This is a genomic window from Streptomyces sp. NBC_00525 (genome assembly GCF_036346595.1).
Lineage (GTDB): Bacteria > Actinomycetota > Actinomycetes > Streptomycetales > Streptomycetaceae > Streptomyces.
In genome coordinates this window covers 277219-296756 of the sequence record NZ_CP107835.1, presented here as the reverse complement: position 1 = coordinate 296756, position 19538 = coordinate 277219, and the positions used below count along the sequence as shown (strand labels likewise).

The window sequence follows — 19538 nt, the reverse complement described above, 5'->3', positions numbered from 1 at the left end:
TGGGCCTGGCGGCCCAACTCCCGCCTGACGGCGGGAGACTGCCGCGGCTTCATGCCTGACGGCATGAAGGGGGTTGGGCGTGGGCTTGCTCCCTGGCGGGAGCAAGGGGTTGGTAAGGGTTGGGCCTGGCGGCCCAACATTGAGCTGGCGTCAGCTCCGGCCTGGCGGCCGGAGGGTGGTGGTGTGTCATGCCTGACGGCATGACGGGTTGGCGGGCTCCCCCTTCCCTATCGGGAAGGGGTGTTTCTAGGGCGCCTGTCGGCGCCTTGATGTCGTATGGGTTTGTTGAGCAGACATTTGATTTGGTGCCCTCCCCTGGCGGGGAGATGGACCGGGCGTCGCTGGACTCCGGGTGGGAGCTGTGATCCTCGCTCTGTTCATGGGTGGGGCCTAAAAGTAAGTGCTGAGGTTTCCATCGGGCCTGGCTTGAGAACGAACCCAGGGGCCCCTATCCAGATTCCGGCTTATGGCTGGTGATGCCTGTGACAAGGACACTGATCGATGCCGACGTGGTTGATCATCGCGGAGGAGAGTGTCACTACCGATGCGGCCTCACCGCAGCGCCGCATCGAGATCATCCGGACCGTGATCGGTGGCAAGAGCCGGGAGGAAGCGCTCGCAGAGCTGTACAAGGCGGCCAAGAGTCACGTGCCTGACTCTCCAAAGGGAACGTCACGCGTGGTGGGGCGGGACGGCGACGGTTCCTTCTGGGTACTGCCGAAGAACGGTAAGGGCCACGCGTCTTGCCATGTCCGCCTCATCGAACAGGTCTAGGCAGTTTCGTTTGGATCACCGCGCTGACCAGAGGAAGATGCCCGCGATGTGGAGTCCAGCGAGGTAGACGGTCGCGGTCTTCTCGTAGCGCGTGGCGATACCACGCCACTGCTTCAGGCGGTTGATGCACCGCTCGACGGTGTTGCGCTGCTTGTAGGTATCTCGGTCGGATGCCGGTGGCCTGCCGCCTCGGCTGCCTCGACGGAGCCGGTGGCTGCGCTGGTCGGCGGGGACGGGGATCACAGCCCGGATGCCGCGCTTGCGTAGGTGCTCGCGGATCGCGCGGGAGGAGTACGCCTTGTCGGCCAGGACCACGTCCGGCCCGGTGCGGGGCCGGCCTCGTGGGCGGGGAACGCGCAGGCGGGCCATGACCTCGGTGAAGGCGGGTGCGTCACCGGCCTGACCGGCAGTGAGTACGGCGCGTGGCTCGCGGAGCTCGGTCTGAGCGAGGCGATCGAGCGGGAGATCCTCGCCGGGTTCGAGATCGACGTCCTGGAGATCCGCGACCCCTCCCCCATCGTCGGCGAGACGGAGGAAGCCCGGCGCGGCCGGCGCCTCGCGCTCCTGCAGACCGCGCTCCTGGAGCACGCCGCCGCGTACAACCTCCGCACGGTCATGACGTTCCACCAGAAGGTGGAGGAGGCCGCGGCCTTCGCGGACAAGCTGCCGGAGACCGCTGCCGAGCCGTACGTCAACGACGCCTCCGACGCCGACCTGGCCGCCGCCGACAAGCTCCCCGCGTCCTTGATCGACGCGAGTTCTACGAGCTGGAGGCCGGCCGCCACGTCCCGCCGGACCGCGTGTGGTCGGCGTGGCTGTGCGGCGAACACACCGTTGCCGAACGGCGCGAGAAGATCCGCCAGTTCGCCAACGGCATCAACGCCGCCGGGCACCGGGTCCACCGCGCCTTCCTCGCCAGGGTTCGCGTCCTCGGGGAAGGCGTCGACATCACCGGTGAACGGGGAGTCGACTCGATCTGCTTCGCCGACACCCGCGGCTCCCAGGTGGAGATCGTCCAGAACATCGGCCGGGCGCTCCGCCTCAACCTCGACGGCAGCACGAAGGTGGCCAGGATCATCGTGCCGGTGTTCCTGAAGCCGAACGAGGACCCCACGGACATGGTGGCCAGCGCCAGCTTCAAGCCGCTCGTAGCGGTCCTCCAGGGCCTGCGCAGCCACGATGAGCGCCTGGTCGAGCAACTCGCCTCCCGCGCGCTCACCAGCGGCAAGCGCAGGATCCACGTCCAGCGTGACAAGGACGGGCGAATCGTCGGGGCCCGCGGCAAGAGCGACGACGGCGAGGACCAGGAGCAGGACGACACCGACGCCGCTGCCGAGTCGGCGCTGCTGCACTTCTCCAGCCCGCGCGACCTCGCGACGATCGCCGCGTTCCTGCGGACCCGGGTCTACCGGCCAGAGTCGCTGGTGTGGCTGGAGGGCTACCAAGCCCTGCTGCGCTGGCGTGCGGAGAACGAGATCACCGGCGTCTACGCCATTCCGTATGACGTCGAGGTCGGGGCGACGAAGTCGTTTCCGCTTGGCCGATGGGTGCATCAGCAGCGGAAGGCGCAGCAGGCCGGGGAGCTGGAGGAGCGGCGCAAGACGCTGCTGGACGCCCCGGAGGCCGGGATGGTGTGGGAGCCGGGCGAGGAGGCGTGGGAGAACAAGCTCGCCGCGCTGCGCTCGTACCGGCGGGCCACCGGGCACCTCGCGCCGCGTCAGGACGCGGTGTGGGGCGAGGGCGAGGCAATGGTGCCCATCGGGCAGCACATGGCCAACCTCCGGCGGAAGGGCGGTCTGGGCAAAGACCCCAAGCGCGCGGCGGAGCGCGCGGAGCATCTGGCGGAGATCGACCCGGACTGGAACTGCCCGTGGCCGCTGAACTGGCAGCGCCACTACCGGGTGCTCGCGGACCTGGTCGACGCCGACGGTCACCTTCCCTACATCGCCCCCAGCGTCATCTTCGACGGTGACGACATCGGCACCTGGAGGTGGCGGCAGCAGGAACCGGGCACCTGGGCGCAGCTGATGCCCGAGCAGCGCGATCGGCTGACCGCGCTGGGCGTGCGGGGTGCCACTCTCCCCGTGGCGGCCGTCGCCCCGGCGGAGCTCCGTCCGGCGCTGGCTGCGGCCCTCAAGGGGGCGGGGAAGGCCGGGAGCAAGGCCAAGGCCGCGTTCCAGCGGGGCCTGGCAGCCCTGGCGCAGCGGGTGGAGAAGGAGAGACAGCGGCCGGTCCCGCGCGGCGCGGTCGTGGAGGTCGAGGTCGACGGCGAGACGGTGCTGGTGAAGCTGGGGGTATGGATTTCGAACACCGAGTCGAGACGGGACAAGCTCGACCAGGAGCAGCGCGCCGCCCTCGCCGCGCTGGGGATGGAGTGGGCGGGCGTCGTCCCGGCCGTCGAGGCCGCCCCGCAGCCGCCCGCCCCGCAGCCCGCACCGCCGGCGGCCCCGGCGAAGCGGCGGGTGCGGGAGCACCACGAGGAGTGTGACGAGGAGCTGTACGAGGGCGGGAACTGCACCTGCTGGGCCATCGAACGGTACGGGCCGCCCTCCGATCGGGAGGGCTACGGGGACGACTTCTGACCGCTCCCCTACCCCATAAGACCCTAGGCCCGCTGACAGGGCCCGGGGTCTCGTACGTCACCGCCCGGCGGTGCGGGCCGCTACCAGCGGCGCGGGATGGTGATCCAGACCTCCGCCAGGACGACGCCGGTCGCCGGGTCGCGGTGCGTCGGCTTGTACAGGCCAGCGGTGTCGCCGACCGTGAACCAGTCGCCGGACCACGGGGCGTCGGTGGTCTCCAGCTCGCGTCCGGCGAGCGGACCACCAATGAAACGAACGGTCACAGTAGTACCTCCGTCTGGCGGGAGTCTCCCGCCTCACCCCTTGATGGGGCTCAGCCCCCGAAGGACAGCACCGCGGCACCAACTACTTCGATGCCTTGGCTGCCTCGCTGCGTTGCCTGCGGGCCTGCGCCATCCGCTTCCGTTCCGCTGGCTGTACGTAGAGTATCTGTACTGCTTCTCCGATGATCTCCGCAAGGTCGGCGACCTCATCCGCCGCGTACTCAAGGTTCTGGTGGATGCTGTCGTTACCGACGACGCGAGCCTCGTGCATCGCGTCCACAACGTCCTGCGGAAGACCTCGTTCTGCCAGCTCCGTGATCTTGTCGTAGAGCTTGTACTTCGTCGCCCCCTGGTCCTTACAGATCTCCTCAACCGCAGCTCGGTAGCCGACGCCCGCCAAGCGGTAGCTGCCGGCGTTCTCCGCCTTCGAGGCCTCCATGAACAAGGAGCGCACCATCTCCGGCACGTGTTCGGAGAGTTTCCGGGGCAACGGCTCCGGCCACACCTGACGACGCCACGACACAGACGCCCCAGCGCGGCTCGTTCCATTTCCGCTCGTTCCGGTCCGGCCCACGACTGTTCCGGCTTGACCCAAAAAACCGACCAGCTCGACGGTGGCTCGATGGCACAAGTCGCACGTCCACAGCTCCTCGTAGACGACCAAGTCGTCCGTCGTCACGACGTGGTTGGTCGAGGCGGTCGGATGCACCTGGCGCCGATCACGCAACGACATCGCAACACCGACTGCACACTCGGGATGGGGGCACACGCTCCTCCTCTGGGAGACGGAGCGGTGCTGCAGCGGGTCGGGCAGTTTGCCGAAAGACGAGGAAGCCATAGGCAGATTCTCCCTGTCACGTCCGGCGCTGAACAGTACTTTTGACCGTTCCTGGCCGGAACCACCGAACCATCAGCTAGCCCCACGAACCCGGCCTCCGGCCACCAGACCGACCCGCCGCTCCCCCGCCCGCAGCCGCCCTCCCCGTCGTCACATCAGGCGATGGCGTGGTCCAGCAAGGCCCACATCCGATCGAGATCCCCCTGCTCGATCGCCGTGCCCGGATGCCACGCTTGCAGAGGTGCTCGCGAATTTGCACGGGAGGAGTACGCCTTATCCGCCAGAACCACGTCCGGCCTGGTCCGGGGCTGTCCACGGCGTCGGGGAACGCGGGCACGTCGCTGGCTTGTCCGGCGGTGAGAACGAAGGGGAGGGGCCAGGCCAGGAGTCGGCGGTGTTCTCCCGGTCCGTCGTGATCAGGTCGCGGGCCTGCCAGGCCAGTCGGTAGAACAGGACGATGATCTGGAGGAGTTCAGCGGTGGACGGCAGTTCCTCCGGGTGGACGTTGGAGGAGACGTAGTAGTGGTGCACCGTCTCGGCCACGGACGCGGCGCCTGCGGGACGCAGGCCGCCCGCCTCGGCCCGGCCGTAGGTGTCGACAACGCGACAGCTGCGACGCGCCCACGCGCAGGACGCCCCAGCTCGAGTCCAGGGCCGCCTTCGGGTGTGACGTGGCCGCCGCGCATACGTCTTCGATCCCCTGGGCTCCCGCCAGGTCGGGGGATGTCGGTCCGTACGGAGGTGAGCCATTCGGCTACCGGGGCCGCCGCAGCGGGTCGGCCCTTCGCCTTCACCAGTGCTCGCGCATCTCGTCCTGGTCTGCGTCGAGTGCACCGACGAGCTTCTCGACTACGTCCAGGGTGGGCAGGCGCCGCCCGGCGAAGGCGTCGCTGATCGTGGTCTTCCCGTACCCGGTCCGCTGCGCGAGTTGCCGCATCGAGGGTTCGCCCGCCCTGGTGCGCAAGTGGCGGAGATGACGGGCGAAGTCCTCCACGGCGGTCAACGGGACCTCCTGCAGTACCACTTGGGTCTGCTCATCGTAGGAGCCCTCTGACCTGCCGTCCGCCGGTGTCCGGTCTCTGTCCGGACAGTGCTCGGAACGGAGCCGGGGCCCTTTCCGGACAGGTGCCGGACAAGGTTCCGTGGACATTGCGAGCCCTCAGTTTTGAAAAGTTCGGCGGCTTCTTAGAGAAATCCGCGGCTGCTTTGCATAGAGGTGGCGACAGACCTTTAGAACCAGCATCCGCTACCAGGCTCTATGCGGGCGGGACAACAGGGAAGATCATGCTCTCAAACGGAACGGGGGACCCGGGCACCCAGAACCCGGGCAGCACGAACCGCAGGTGTACCCTGCCGGCACACATCCAGGACGACGTGGACCGCGTCGCCGAAGCGGTCGCGGCCGGCTTCCGCAGCTCGACGTGGCACCAGATGGCGAACGAGCTGTACGCGTACGCGTTCAAGACGCTGCGCTCGAAGATGCGCCGCACCGACGAGCTCATGGAGTTGGTGGCGAAGTCGAACACGCCGCTCAAGCTGACCGACGAGGACCGGTCCACGCTGCACCGTAACTCCGACGACCGCGCGCTCATTGCCGTGATGACCATCAACGTGGCCATGGAGACGTTCCCGGAGCTGCTGAAAAAGGGCGGATACAACCCCGCGGACAACCCGGGCAAGGACGGCAGGTTCATGGCGCTGAAGTCGTTCTTCGTCACCCGTTGCGGGCTCGTCTTCCCCCGGGTCTTCAACAACTGGAAGGCGGAGCGTACGGACCGCTTCCTTCGCCAGGCCAAGGACAACATGGAGGGCTGGCGCCTTGCCCAGGCCCTTGGACAGTACGGGTCCGAGCGCGTGCCCCCGGACGTCGCCGCCCTGTGCGACACCGTCACGGCGATGATCGACGCGCTGAAGCCTCGCAACCGGGCCGTGTGGCACATGACCGTGGACGGCTTCGCCCCCGGCGAGATAGCCGACGCCCTCGGGATCAAGCTCTACGACGTCAACAACGCTCTGTACACCCTGCGCACCAAGGCCAAGGCGCTCAGGCAGAAAGGTGAGCTGGTCATCCCGCCCTCGATCGAGGCCGAATGGGCGCGACGCCGTGAGCAGGACAGCGCAGGAAGAAGGTGGCCAAGTGAGCACCCCGGTTCAGCAGCCGGCCCGGCCCGGTTCTGCCGCACCGCGCCGGGCCGGCGTGACCGCGCTCGGTGGGGCTGCCGCAGTCGGCGCGCTCGTCTGGGTGGGCGCGCCGTGGTGGTCGGTGGCCGTCGCGGTGGTCCTCGCCATCGTGGTGCCCGGCCTCATCCTTTTCGCTCAGGTCATCCTGCCCGAGGACTCCGAGCACAAGCGGGATCTGTGGCTGGCCGTGCTGCGGTCTCGGGACCGGCGCGCCGCGCGCGAGCTCCAGCGCGGCGAACCCGCCGCCCACGAGCGCCCATGGGAGCACCGTTCTCGTCGCCGCGCCGAATGATGCTTGGGGCCACCTTGGTTCGGACTCGCCCTCGGGGGAGTGGGGCGAGCCCGAGCCAGGCCGGCAGGTTCAGGCCGTCAGCTTCTTGAAGACCGTCTCGAAGCGGTCGAGGGTGTCGTCGTCGACCTGCGCGAAGAAGTCGTCCTTGTCCCGGGTGAGCTGGTGTGCGGGTCCGACGTGGTCGAAGTCCCGGGGCTTGCGCTGTTTCTCCCGGGCGATCCCGATGCGCTGGAGGATCGGGAGGGGCTTGTCGGGGGTGATCAGGTCTTCCTCGTTGATGGTGGCCTCGGTGGCCTTGTTGTAGAGCCAGAGGTAGTCCTTGGTGGAGAACAGGTCCTCGATGTCGGCCGTCTCCGGGAGGCCGTCGAGCTGGCCGATGACGGTGATGTGGGAAGTGTCGACTTCGGCGGCCTCGGCGGCGCTGAGGACCTTGGCGGTCACCTTGGTGGTCTCGGCCCCGTCGATGAGCGCGCGAACGGACAGTCGGCGCCCCATGACGGCGATGAAGGCCGGCATGTTGCCGATGCCTCCGACCGGGATGATGGCCAGCCGGGGGTCGAGGCCGGTGCGGCCCTGGCTGACCAGGTGGTCGGACATGCGCATGAGGAAGACGAAATCGCTGCTGCCTTCCACGGCCAGGAGCGGGCCGGCACCCAGGAACAGGTGCTGCGCCACGGAGTATCCGAGCGCCGCTTCCACCGGCAGGATCGTCTTGGGGTCCGCGGACAGGCTGACCGAGGTGATGACCACGCCCAGGTTCGGATCGGTACGGGTGGCCTGGTCGTGGATGGCGCGCATGGTCTCGTACCGCGTGGGGTCGATCATGTGCTGGGAGTGGGTGGTGTAGAGGACCTGCTGCTTGGGCCCGAGCTCGCTGTAGACGTAACGGAGGAAGTCGCCCTGGGCCTCGCCGTGCAGGCTGGTACCCGGCTCGTCGAGCAGGACGACGACGCGTTCGTCGGTGTCGCGGTAGGTACTGAATGCGGCGAGGAAGGAGAAGAACCACTGGAAGCCGGTGGAGCGGGTGGAGAAGTTGGTCTCCACGCCGCCGTGCCGGTCGTCGCGCAGTTCGATCTTGAGCATCCGGTGGTGGGGCTGTGGCTGACCGTTAGGTTGCGGGGGCATGGGGATCAGGTCGGTGTCGAAGGAGACACTGAGGTCTTCGTTCTGCTTCCAGTACTCGAAGACCTGCGCGCTCAGGTCCAGGCTGGCGGCCTGGAGTTCGGCCTTGCGGCTGGCGTAGTCCTCGTCCAGGAAGTCGTCCGGGCCCTCACCAGCGAGGCGGAGCAGGGACATCATGGTCTCGTCGCCGCGCTCCCACTGCTTGGCCTTGGCGCGTTCGGCGAGTGCGTGGAGGTCGCAGTCGCCCGGGAGCATCTCGTAGGTGGAGAAGTAGAAGAACTTCGGGAGCAGCCCGATCAGATGCTCGTGCTCCTCGTCGTCGAGGCCCTCTTCGACGTACTTCTTGTAGCGGTCCAGCTCGGCCGGGACCTTCTCGATCGCCTTGACCCGGGCCGTCTTCTTGCCGCTGCCGACTTCCTTGGCTCGGGCTTTCGCCGCGGCGCTCACGGCCTCGATGGTCGTGTGGTCCCCGGTGATGGCCTTCTGGTCCTCCTCGTCGTCGACGCCGGCCTCTTCGAAGACGTCCGCCAGGATGTCCTCGAGGGCGCAGTGCACATCGGCTCGGAGGCTGCCGTCGTAGAGGCGGGATGCCGTGGCGTACGCCTGGGCCGGCGGCCGTACGCCGACCAGTTCCTCGATCGCGTCGAAGTCGGAGTCCTCCAGCTTGAAGACGGCCGTCACGGGGGCGACCGTGTCGAGGTCCTTCTTGCGCCGGTCCGTGGCCAGGTGCCGCCGCGGGTAGTCGGTGGTGACGTGGAAGTCGTCGGCGTTGTTGGCCGGGTTCAGCCGGTGCAGGGCCTTCAGGACTGTCGTCTTGCCCGACTCGTTCTTGCCGATCAGGCACGTGACCTCGGGGTCGACCACCATGGTCTGCTTGTTCGTGATGTTGCGGAACGTCTCGATCTCCACGGACGTCACCAGCATGGCACTCCCCTCCAAGGGCCACCTTGCCCTTGTGTGATCCGCGCAGCGTGGGGGCCTGTGCCAGACGGGACAGGTGCGACCGCGCGATGTGGCTAATCAGCCAGTATGAATCCCACCTCCGACAATCACGGCCGGTTTCTGCCCGCCGGGCCTGTGCTGCCCACGAAGCCGTCCCGCTCGTGCGGGAGCACGTGCGGGACGGCTCGGGAGGGAGTCGTTGCAGGCGGCGATGCCCGTGTCCTGTTGCTGGTGTCCGAGGTCTCGCCAGGCTCGATGTCGCTGAGCGGGTGGGCGGTCGTGCTACGCGACCGCTGCGGCGAGCTTCACCGACGGGATGCCAGAGCCCTCGGGGAGCTCAGCGAGGGGACGACGGGGGAGGCCGGAGACGATCCACAGGCGCATGATGTCGTGGGTGACCAGCTGACCGGAGCCCGTTCCGTCCTCGTTGAGGATGTCTACCTTCAGCAGCACCCGTTCCCCGGTTTCTCCCAGCCTCCAGAGATCCAGGAAGTACGGGCGTCGGCACGTGCGGAGGTTGCGGCGCTGGTTCTTCCAGCGGAAGCTCACGATGCCGTCGGCGAAGGCAGTCAGCAGGATGGCGCCAGATGCGTAGGCGGAGCGGCCGTCCCAGATCCACACCATGTGGCCGTGGTCCAGTTCGCGTCCCATGATCTTCGTCGGGGACATGCTCGCATGCTGGATCTCCACCACGCATCCGTCAGCCGCGATCAGGTCGGCGATGTGGTTTCCGCGCCGCTGTTCGCGTTGGGACGCCGGCACCATACGCTTCCAGTAGTCGTGCCACTGGGTCGAGGAGTAGATGAGGGGGAGGTTCATACCGCTCCCGCCAGGGTCTCGAGGTCGGCCTCACTCATGCCCAGTTCCGCAGCGCCGATACCCATCGCGGCCAGTGCGTCCAGCCCGATCTTGGGGTTCTCCTTGATGCGCTCGCGAGCGCGCTGGAGAGCGTGGAGCTGGCTCTCCAGTTCCTTGTACTGGCCCGCGAGGATCTTGCGGAACTCCCGACTGTCCTTCTCCTGCTGGCGCAGGTGCTTCTGGTTGGCCTTGATGGCAAGGAGCTGTTTGGTCACCTCCACGATGCGGGCGTGTACTAGGTCGGCGGGCAGGAACGAGCGCTGCCCAGGGATGCTGGCCTCCCCGTCGGTCCAAGTGCCGCAGCCGCCGGCGGCGAGGCCGGGCGCCGTGCCGCCGCCGCAGAGTCCCGGAATCGGCGGCGGCGCCCCGCCGGGTTCCTTCGTGCCGCCGGCCGTGCCGCCTCCCCCGGCAGGGGGTGTATCGGGGCCGCTGTGCGCGAAGCGGACCATCAGGTCATGGTCCAGCGCTCCGAGGACGGGGCCGAAGACGACTTTGAAGTACTCGATCGCGGGCAGCTCGCCGGACTGGACCGCGTCGAGCATGAGGTCCATGAACTCGCCGGTCCGCCGGTTCTTGTCACTGTGCTGCGCGAACAGCGAGCCGTAGTTGTCCGTGATCCACTGACGGGTCACAACCGACAGTGAGTTGAGGCGCGAGGCGGTCACCGCACACCCACCTGTCCGGACGTCCGGGCCGAGTGCAGCCGCTGCGCCCAGTGCACAACGCCCTCACACGCCTTCTCCAGGTCGTTGAGCATGTCCTCGTCGGCGATGTTGATGATCTGCTCGGGGTGCATCTCGACCAGGCCGTACAGCAGGTTCACCCGGCGCCGGAACTGCAGGACCAGCCGTTCGTCGGTCTCCTCGGGGGCAGAAGCGCTCTCCCTGTTGCCGGTCACCTGGGCCACCTGGGCGAGACTGTCGCGGATCTTCAGCTCCACCATCGGATCGACCGCAAACGCCTCCACGAGGAACGCTGGCTCCATCACGCTCGCCATCACCGCCGACCTGACGTCGGGGCGGTCGAGCTGTTCCACGATCTTCTCGGCGGTCATCGCGGAGGCCGAGTTCGGAATCGGCCGTGCGCCGATCGCTGCGCGGAACTCCTGCGCCGTCACACGATGGCGGCCGGGCTCCTGAAGCATCCGCAGCAGGATCTCCCAGCGGTCCTGGAGCCGTCGCGCGCGCTCCTCTCTCCCAAGCACGTTCTCGGCCTCCCGGGTCTCCTTCGGCAGGGAGAAGCCCAGAGCGGCCTCGCGGACGACTGAGTAGGAGACCGTGACATCGGACTCGGCCAGCACCTGCCTGAGCGCGCTGTCACATCCTGCGGCCACGCCCCGGTACTCACGGGCCATCTCGGCGGTCATACCGATGTCTGCGGCGAACGCCCTGATCAGCTCGCGGGAGCCGTTGGAGGGTTCCTCGTTGCCCATCGGCGCGACGTCAAGCAGGAGATCTCCAATCTCCAGACGCGTCCGCTGCTTCTCGCTCGTCAGGAGATCATCACGCGCTACAAGCTTCCGGCCGAGTTCCACCTGCTCAGAGGAGTACGCCGGTCCTGTTTCACGAGCACAGGGCTCGATCCAATCCGTCATGGCCCGGAACGTAGAGCGCGCCTCCGACAATTGCGGGGGCTGCGCAACACGAATGGCCTACCCGCTCCCCCATGGGAATGAAGAAATTGGACCGGACGGGTTGCGGGGCCGGTGTCGAAGTGGACGCGGCTGTGGATCGAGAACACCGCCCAGCTGACCCTGCCTCGCGGCGCCCGTGGTCAGGGTGTGTCACCGGAGTGGTAGAAGCGGCAGCTCAGTCCCGGGCCGGGCGCGCGCGGGGCTCGCCGGGGCGCGGGTCGTACAGGGCGCGGCCGCCGGGCCACCGGGACAGTTCGGTGGTCAGGGCGACGCCGTCGTCGACTTCCTCGGCGCGCCAGCCGTGGATGTCGAGCAACAGGCCGTCCAGCGGGCCGCCGACCAGTTCGGCGTAGGTCCAGTGCGGGAGCGGGCCGGGGTTGGGGTCATCGTGGTAGCGGCCGTAGACACGGCCCCTCAGCAGCTGCTCATCGCCGTCCATCCAGCCAGTCTGCCAACCGGCGCTGACAGCACGAGGCCCTTCCGGGCGCGCGCCTGGCCTCCCGTGGGGAGGACCGGGAGGGCGGCGCGGCCGCGCTCTACCGGGGGATTGCAGGGCGCGACCGGGTGCGCCTTCTCTGCCTGGGGTGGCGGGGTGGTACGCGCCGCCAGCATGACACCAGTTCTGGCCATTCGGCAGGGGTGTGACCGAAATTGGTCGTGAGCCGCCGTCGTCGGGGCCGGCCCCGCTGTGCGGCCTGGCGGCTGCCACCGCACAGCGGGCACTCGGTCAGGTCCGTCGGCGGAACCAGCCGCGTCTCCGGTCCGGCCCGGGGCTGTCCTACGGTTCCGGCTCCGGCGGTGCGGCGGCCTGGTGGCGGGCGGCTTCGGCGGCGGCCTCCAGGCGGGCGACATCGTCGGCCCAGCACGGGCCGCACACTGTCTTGTCCCCGGCCCGACATCGACCGTGAGACATCGCAGTTCAGCGGGGCGCGGTGTCGGCAGGGGTGCCGGGGGTCATAGAGCCGCTTGGCCGACCGAAGGGATGAAGGAGCATGCGGGTCGCCATTGACGGGGCACACATCGGAAGCCAGGCGGACCTGCACCGGGTTCTTGCCGGGCCTTTGGACTTCGGTCCGTACTACGGGCACAACCTGAGCGCCCTGTGGGACCGTCTGAGCACGGATGCCGAGCGCCCGGTCGAGATCGTCTGGGAGAACGCTACGATCAGCCGTGAACGCATGGGCGATGAAGCGTTCGCGGCAATCGCGTCCGTCCTGGTCCGAGCTGCCGCGGAAGACGAGTCGAACGCACCGGCCGAGAGGCTGACCGTGCGTTTCACCTGATGTGGAATCCAGCGGCCAGCGTCGCCAGCGAATTCCGACGTGAAGCTGAGACGCTGAGCGTCCGACACAGCGTGAGACGGCGGACGGGGCCGTAGGTCATGGCCTCGGCGTCCGACACGAGCCGAGACCCCACACGCCCTACAACAGCCCTGTACGGCGCCCTCGCCGACGATCACCCACCCCAAATCCCAAGCCCGGGAGGAGGATCGTCGCTCATAGGCCCGTACAGACGATCACCAAGAGGCGCAGCCGCATGGGGAGAACGTCCCGGTCAACTCCTTGGTGAATGGACGTCACAACCAGTCCCGAGTGGAGTCCAAGTCGCTCTCCTCAGCCTTCCGGCGGCACCCTGTGCACAGGCCGAGGCGGATCTCAAGACTGCGGGCATTGAGCTGCGTATCGCAGGCCAGGCACCAGTCGCTGGGCTTTTGCTGGTAGCCGCATGAGGCGCACAGACGACAATCCGAAGTGATCATGATCCTGGGCGAAGCACAGTGCTGGCAGTCCTCGGGCCGACCGCCCATTTCGTGTGGGTGCTTAACGTGGGGCCAAGCCGTGTCGGGATCGCCTCGGAACGCCGTCTTTTTAGAACGTGCTGTACTCATGCTTATGTGATCGGGTACCAGGCTTCCCCACTTGATCACTGGCACGAGTGAGCCGAACACTGGAAGCTTTACGCCCCTCGCACGCCGAAAGAGTCCGGCGGCCGCCTCCGTACCCCACGATGACGACGTGTATTGCACAACAGGCACACACCCCATCCGACCGGCGCCACCGGATCAACAGGCCCTTGCGGATGCTCCTGACAACCAGTGCTTCGAGCCGACACTCCCTTCAGCTCTCCGGCCAGGGCAACGGCTTCCCTCAACGCCTCCATGAGTTCCCTGACGGACTCCTCGGGCGACTGAGGAACCAGGGCGAAGGCCAGATCGTTGACCGTAGCCAACTTCGCATGAAGGCGCTCCAGGGGATCAGGCACAGGTTGCATATCTGGTCAACGAGCTCTTCGGTGCAAGGGTGCACCCCAACCCGGAGCAGGCCCAGACCGGGTCGGCCGTGCCCGCACCGGCGCGGAACCGACCGGAAGCTCCCCGGTATTGCCCCCTGACGAGGTCCTCGTGTCCTCGATGAGCGGCTGCGTGAGCATGCTGCAGCCGAGGCGGAGGACCTGGTGCGGAGGCAGGAGACCGTCCGCGAGCAGCAGACCCGGCAGCCAGCGGCTCATAGGGAAGCGGCAGAGGAGGCGGAGCACGAGCCGCCGGGCTGGCAGCCCAGCCGATCACCACCTGCCTCCGAAACCGGTCGACAAACGCTGTTCCGAGAGATCAACGAAGCCACCTCGCTGTGCGCTGAGAACGCCGCACCGAACTCCACGACGCCTTCGTCTCCCTCGCCTGCAGCCTCATCTGCTACCGACGCCTCAAGAAGACCCGACCATGATCGTGTTACGAGCTCTAAGTCGACCGTGAGCGGGCCGAGCTCCGACGTTCGGCTGGCCCGCTCTCTCGCCGAACTCGCCTCTGCCGGGCTTCGGTACGGCGCCCCGTTCCGGCGTCGCGCTCCCGTGGCCAGCCGCAGAAGAACGCAAATCCGCGGCGCAACTTATTCTGAAACGATCAGTGAGCTCCTTCAGCGGCCCAGAGAGTGAACGACCCTGTGGGGCTGACCGGCCTTTGTTCTGCAGTGGTACTCGCCTTCACGGGCCAGGCCGTCACCCGATCGGTGTCCACTCTGAAGAAGCTCATTGATCGAACTCCACTGTCGGTACTCGCTGTAGATCCGGGAAGACTCAAGAGAGGACGGGCAGGGAATCTGAGGCATCACCTGCTGTACGGCGCCAGTCCCTCGTTGCCGGCGACGACCAAGGAGTCGACGAGCATCTGCCATTCGTCCAACTTACCGAGCTCCTCGGCCGTTGTGCGGATGTCCTTGAGCCAGCTATCCGAAAACCACGACTGCTTGACCGTGACATGCCCATCTTGAATGCACAGGTCAGAGACCCAGGGCACGCCACGGGTGACTTGCACCTTCTCCGGGAGCCTTCGCAGGATGCTGATAAGCGCGTCGACGGGCTTGACCTCACCTCGAGCGGCAGGCAGCCAATCGTCAATCACCTCAACAAGGTCGTCAGCGCGGACCCAGTCAATGGGTTCACCGACGACCTCGTTGTGCAGCCCCTGCGTCCAAGGAAGAGGATCCGGCAGTAGGGCAGCGGCGGCCCAGTCCCCCCAGTGGCGGTCGCGATAGGGGCTCGGGTCATCACTCAGGTAGCCAATGGCATGGCGCAGCAACGACGGCCAGACACCTCTGGCAGCCTCGGCCAAGCGGTCGTTCTCTGCACCTGCCGCGGCAAGACCGTGGAGAAAATTCGCCATCAACTGTGCACCTGCGCGAAGGGCATCGAGGTGCTCGAGCAACGGTCCGATGTCGCCGGTCTTCGCGAACCCTTCGAGCAGGGCCCGTGCGGCGACCAGAGTGTGCGTCCCGCGGTCGTCCGCAGACCAGCCCTCGCTCTCTTGCACGACCATGGCACGTCGCTCGACGTCGAGGAACGCGGCGAGGAGCGCGGCTGCCTCGTTAGTGCAACAGTGGTCTGTCGACGCGGCTGCGCCGAGGCCGCGAATGGCTGCATCGAGAACCGCGATCCTGACGGAGTCACCCGGTAGTTCCTGGAGGCGTTCGGCAACGTCGCCAGCAATCTGGACATTCGGCCGTCTTTGGCCGCTTTGGTCCCACGGGCCGATTTCTGCGCCACGGGCGGTCTCAAGCAACCAGTTCAATGCGGTCGAGTGGATGCAAGGGTTGAAGTGGCATGGGCCCCTCCAGACGACATCGCATCCACGTGCCAGGTATAGCCGGGTCTCCATAGGCGCCTTGCCTGCCATCGCAAGAGCGGCTTCAGCGACATCTTCGATCGAGCCACCAGCCGCTTCCAGCGGTGCGGCCAGGGCGGGTGTGAGGAACGCCGGCACGGCTTGAGCCACCGCCCGGTCGGCGCCAAGATCGAAGAACTGGCCCTCGTGATGTTGGCCCTCGGTCTCCTGGAACGACAATGCGATGCCGATGACAAGCTCGGTTGCGAATTGCGCTTCGTCGCCAAGCGCCTCCATATCACCAGCAGCGGCTCGTTCGATCGCTGCTCGAGTGACGTGGGCAACGGCGTCCAAATCCCAGGGCGGCATTTGATCTCCGTCGGAATCCAGCAGGGCACGGCCTGCCGCCAGATCCGCGGCGATCTCTGCCGATGAGGGCGGCACGTACTCGGTGTCGTGCTTGACCGATCCCCAATACCGGTTCTTCAGCCGCGTGCTGGTCTGCAGGGCTTCCTGGTAAGCCGTGTGCGCTTCTTGTGCGGCTCGCAGCTCAGGCGGCGGCTCGACCTCGATGTGGACTGCATCACCGTGCCGTTTAACCCGGTATTGATCCGAATCCAGACTGGCAGCCCAGTTCTTCGTAAGCTCTTGGCTGTATCCAAGACGGTCGCCATTCTCGACAAGCTTTTTGGCGACTTTCTTCAAATCCTGGACACGCCCCTGCCCGCCATGCACCATAAGCCACATGGCTACCTCGCGCGGTGTCCAACGGCGACGTTCGAGGTTCGCGAGCCCTTCGGTTATTGCACGCAGCCCTGAATACTCACTCGTCGTGCGACCGAACTCCAAGTTCCACACAACCGGTTCGGCGAGGAACAGGTCGAGTTCGGTGCCGACTTTCTCGATGTGGCGCACGAGCAGACCAAATAGCATTCCTGGAACCGCGAGGTTCTCGCAGCCATGCAGGAGCACCTCAACGACCCTTTTTGGTGACGCGCCCTGACTCAACCACATATCGGCAAGACGCTCCATCGCCTGGAGCGCGCTCATCGCCGAATATGGGCCGACCGACGTACCCCGGTACCAGCTCCAAACATGACTGTCGCCGACATAAAAGCGGGAAGTGCCATAGATGTTCAGAATCGCACCGCGGTCTTCTCCCTCTCCATTCTCCGCCTCACCATCGGCGCCCTCGCCGCCACCATCAAAAGGATCAGTAAGTGCATAGGGCGGGCTGGGCCGCGACAACATTGCTACGCGCGCCCGCGCACCGCTATTCAGGATGCCATTCAACACCCGCACCGAGGTCGGCACTGATGCTGTCTGGAATAGCTGCCAGAACCCACCGAAGTAGTACTGGAAGAAAGGTACTCCGAAACCTCTCCAGCGCCCCTGATGCCCTCGGACACCCTCATCTCGGTGCCAGCTTGTTTCGTCGTCGATGTAGTAGGCCATCATCAACGCCGCCAATAGCTCCGGGTCCTTCTGCGCCAAGGCTCGGGCACTCAATGGCGCGTCCGCGGCCGGAGTCAGGAACGCTGGTGCATCCTCCGCGATGGCCCGAAGGCAAGCTTCGATGGCATCATCAATGTCCGGACCGAGCAGGGCCAACGTTTCGACAAAATTCTCCCTCGTCAGGTGGTAGTCCAGTTCACGTCGGCGTCGACGGCGTTGCAAGATTCGCCCGGACGGTACGTCGGCTCCGGTTTTGCGTAGAGGAAACGATTTCCAGTAGGAAAGGAGACGCCCTCGAAGACGGATTCGCAGCTCGTCGCCGGCCGGAATGTTTGCCAGGGACAGAGCTTGCAGCCAGTCCGCAAGTAGTTCGAACGACTCCTTCGACACGTCCCAAGGCTTTTCGTCATCGAGAAGAATCTGCACAACAGGGTTAGTGATGAAACGGTCGACCAGCCCGTTGACCTTATGCCTCTGCTGAACAACTCGAACCACGTCGCCGAGCGCCAGTCCGACCGACTGATCCTCGCACGCGAACTTCAGGCATTCGTACGCGAATGGCGTCTCCAAAACCGCCTCTACCGGGACGTCAGACCACCGGGGTCCGTGCGCCGCCGCGAACCCCTGAAATTGCGAGCGTTGTTCGATAAACATCTGAACGGGTCGAGTGTCCGGCGCTTTCAGCAGTCCCTTGCAGGCAAGCGTGGCGGCCGACAGTGCCCACCGGGGCGCCCCCGCTGCCTGCAGCAACTCGGTCGGGCTCTGACTACGGACGAGAAGGATGGCGGTCGCGTACCGCCGGACTTCATCGTGCGCGAAGTCCGGCTGGTTCCGGTACCGGCTCGCCGGCGCGAGCAGATGATCACGGCGCAGCGCGTCGACTGCTGCGGCATCGACGCCTGCGAGGGGCCGATGCCCCTCGGGCAGCTTCATGGTCGCTGCGGCTACCGCAAGCAGTGTCTGTTCGCGTGCCTCCGCCGATCCGACACCGGGCCGTCCGTCGCCGCGAACAACCCTGCTCCACACGAGATCAAGACATTCCCACTCACCCAGCGCGCTGTCCGGCTCTGTCCCGGTCCGAGCGAGAAGGTCCAGCACGACAGGTCTGCGCAGCAGCGAGTTCACAGGCAGGTCTCGCAGGACTGCACGCAGAAGCTGAAAATGTCCCGAGACAACCGAGATATCCTCATCTCCCAGCGGCGACATCTCGAAAGACGAAACGGACTTCGCGAACCCCAGCTCGACCTGCTCCCGTACGTAATCCAGTGCCACGTCAGATGTGACCGCGACGAGCCCAACACCGGCCGCAGCCGCTGCCAGCACCAGATCGCTCAAGAGGCCAGCGGACCGCTCCAGAGCAGCATCAGCCGCGTCGATGACCAAGACCCGAGACGATGCCGATGTCTCTGCGAGCACGTCCTCCAGCGACATCCCAAGGGCAGCTCGCAGCTCCAAGCTGGACTGCGGCAAACTCCGGAAGTTCACCACCACCCCTTGGAACCCGGCAGGGTCTACGGCTTCCAGCTCGGCGACGGCCGACAGCGTCAGCGCACTCTTGCCGATACCCGACTCGCCGGATACCAACAGAGCCGAAGCACGAGTACCGGCCTCGCGCAGGGCCTCAGCGAGTTGCTCGCGGCGGTCGGCGAATGAGATCACGACCGGACCACCGGATGACTCATCACCGATAGCGGTCCGAACGCCGGCCGTAGCGAGCTTGCGTTGTTCAGCGAGCACCGACCACGCGTGTCGGCTTCGTGCCGCGGTCGCCTCGTGGGCGGTGACGTCGTCGGCTGTATTCCGGGTGCTGGGGAAGCCATGCTCGGTCAGCAGGGTGGTGAATCCTGGTTCGGTGAGGAGCAAGTGGACGGGTTCGGCGGTGAGGCGTCGTTCGCCCATGCCGGTGCCGTATTCGACGGCGATGCCGACGAGGTGTCCGTTGGTGAAGATGGCGGTGCCGGAGGCGCCGGCCCAAGGACGTTCCTTCTGCTGTGTGGCGGCGGGCCAGACGCGGCAGTCGAGGACCCAGCGTCTGCCGGCGGTGGTCAGGGGGGCGAGTTCGCCGCGGAGGGTCTCGTACTGGACGCCGCCGCCCGAGAGGGTGGAGAACGCCGGAACCCCGATCCCGGCATAGGCCAGCGGAGCATCGCCCTGGGGCCGGCCCCAGGGCACGGCCGTCGTGTGGCCTTCGTCGGCGTCCTGATCCAGAAGCAGCAGCGCGACGTCCGGCACCCCGGCGCTATCCGGGCCGAGGCCCGGGGCTGGCCAGATGACCGTCGCGGTGCGTTTGCGAAGCCCGGAGTCCGCGCGAGGATGCCCGACCCAGACGGTCGCACCGGATGCGCGGACACCGTCGTCGTGGACGACGTGGAGCGCGGTCAGCACCAGCCGGGGCCCGATGAGATATCCCGAACCCGACCCGCCTACCGGCTGGTCAGGCTTGATGTAGGCCGTTCTCTGCGCGTCCACTGTCGTTCTCCCGCTACGCCCGCGCCTCCACGT

The 19538-nt window shown here is 66.8% G+C and carries 12 protein-coding genes and 3 pseudogenes; 4 read left to right on the top strand and 11 right to left on the bottom strand.

Features of this window, described 5'->3' with window-relative positions; translation table 11 throughout:
* Window positions 1-501: 501 nt before the first annotated feature.
* On the top strand, window positions 502-774 hold the full coding sequence (locus OG710_RS31220; RefSeq protein WP_330242380.1) for a hypothetical protein: 273 nt from the start codon (window positions 502-504) through the stop codon (window positions 772-774).
* A 15-nt stretch (window positions 775-789) separates the two neighbouring features.
* Here OG710_RS31220 and OG710_RS31215 read toward each other — a convergent pair.
* Window positions 790-1191 (bottom strand): annotated as a pseudogene (locus OG710_RS31215) (transposase); the annotation flags it as partial.
* Between OG710_RS31215 and OG710_RS31210 the strand changes: the two are divergent.
* Window positions 1189-3356 (top strand): annotated as a pseudogene (locus tag OG710_RS31210) (Helicase associated domain protein); the annotation flags it as partial. The pseudogenes OG710_RS31215 and OG710_RS31210 sit on opposite strands and share 3 nt — an antisense overlap.
* Before the next feature lie 80 nt (window positions 3357-3436).
* On the opposite strand, the gene OG710_RS31205 reads toward OG710_RS31210, so the two are convergent.
* From OG710_RS31205 to OG710_RS31190, 4 genes are all read right to left on the bottom strand, one after another.
* Window positions 3437-3619, bottom strand: coding sequence for a hypothetical protein (locus OG710_RS31205; RefSeq protein ID WP_330242627.1), 183 nt, complete (start codon window positions 3617-3619; stop codon window positions 3437-3439).
* An 82-nt stretch (window positions 3620-3701) separates the two neighbouring features.
* On the bottom strand, window positions 3702-4298 hold the full coding sequence (locus OG710_RS31200; RefSeq protein WP_330242626.1) for a DUF4145 domain-containing protein: 597 nt from the start codon (window positions 4296-4298) through the stop codon (window positions 3702-3704).
* A gap of 432 nt (window positions 4299-4730) precedes the next feature.
* Window positions 4731-5000, bottom strand: a complete 270-nt coding sequence (locus OG710_RS31395; RefSeq protein ID WP_443064353.1) for a hypothetical protein — start codon at window positions 4998-5000, stop codon at window positions 4731-4733.
* A 247-nt stretch (window positions 5001-5247) separates the two neighbouring features.
* Window positions 5248-5451 (bottom strand): helix-turn-helix domain-containing protein, encoded by a 204-nt coding sequence (locus OG710_RS31190; RefSeq protein WP_330242640.1) that lies wholly within the window; start codon window positions 5449-5451, stop codon window positions 5248-5250.
* Between the two features lie 380 nt (window positions 5452-5831).
* Between OG710_RS31190 and OG710_RS31185 the strand changes: the two genes are divergently transcribed.
* Window positions 5832-7019, top strand: coding sequence for a hypothetical protein (locus OG710_RS31185; protein WP_330242625.1), 1188 nt, complete (start codon window positions 5832-5834; stop codon window positions 7017-7019).
* Here OG710_RS31185 and OG710_RS31180 read toward each other — a convergent pair.
* From OG710_RS31180 to OG710_RS31160, 5 genes and pseudogenes are all read right to left on the bottom strand, one after another.
* Window positions 7000-8976: an AAA family ATPase gene (locus OG710_RS31180; protein ID WP_330242624.1), complete on the bottom strand. Its 1977-nt coding sequence runs from the start codon at window positions 8974-8976 to the stop codon at window positions 7000-7002. The genes OG710_RS31185 and OG710_RS31180 overlap by 20 nt on opposite strands.
* Window positions 8977-9276: 300 nt before the next feature.
* Window positions 9277-9813, bottom strand: coding sequence for a hypothetical protein (locus OG710_RS31175; protein WP_330242623.1), 537 nt, complete (start codon window positions 9811-9813; stop codon window positions 9277-9279).
* Window positions 9810-10517, bottom strand: a complete 708-nt coding sequence (locus OG710_RS31170; RefSeq protein WP_330242622.1) for a hypothetical protein — start codon at window positions 10515-10517, stop codon at window positions 9810-9812. The genes OG710_RS31175 and OG710_RS31170 overlap by 4 nt, the downstream gene beginning before the upstream one ends.
* Complete coding sequence (locus tag OG710_RS31165; protein ID WP_330242621.1) at window positions 10514-11386, bottom strand: hypothetical protein; 873 nt, start codon at window positions 11384-11386, stop codon at window positions 10514-10516. Before OG710_RS31165 ends, OG710_RS31170 begins: the two co-directional genes overlap by 4 nt.
* Before the next feature lie 239 nt (window positions 11387-11625).
* Window positions 11626-11924, bottom strand: a pseudogene (locus OG710_RS31160) (hypothetical protein).
* Window positions 11925-12477: 553 nt separating this feature from the next.
* On the opposite strand from OG710_RS31160, the gene OG710_RS31155 reads away from it, so the two are divergent.
* Window positions 12478-12768, top strand: a complete 291-nt coding sequence (locus OG710_RS31155) for a barstar family protein (protein WP_330242620.1) — start codon at window positions 12478-12480, stop codon at window positions 12766-12768.
* A 1820-nt stretch (window positions 12769-14588) separates the two neighbouring features.
* Here OG710_RS31155 and OG710_RS31150 read toward each other — a convergent pair.
* Complete coding sequence (locus OG710_RS31150) at window positions 14589-19505, bottom strand: trypsin-like serine peptidase (RefSeq protein ID WP_330242619.1); 4917 nt, start codon at window positions 19503-19505, stop codon at window positions 14589-14591.
* Between the last annotated feature and the right edge of the window lie 33 nt (window positions 19506-19538).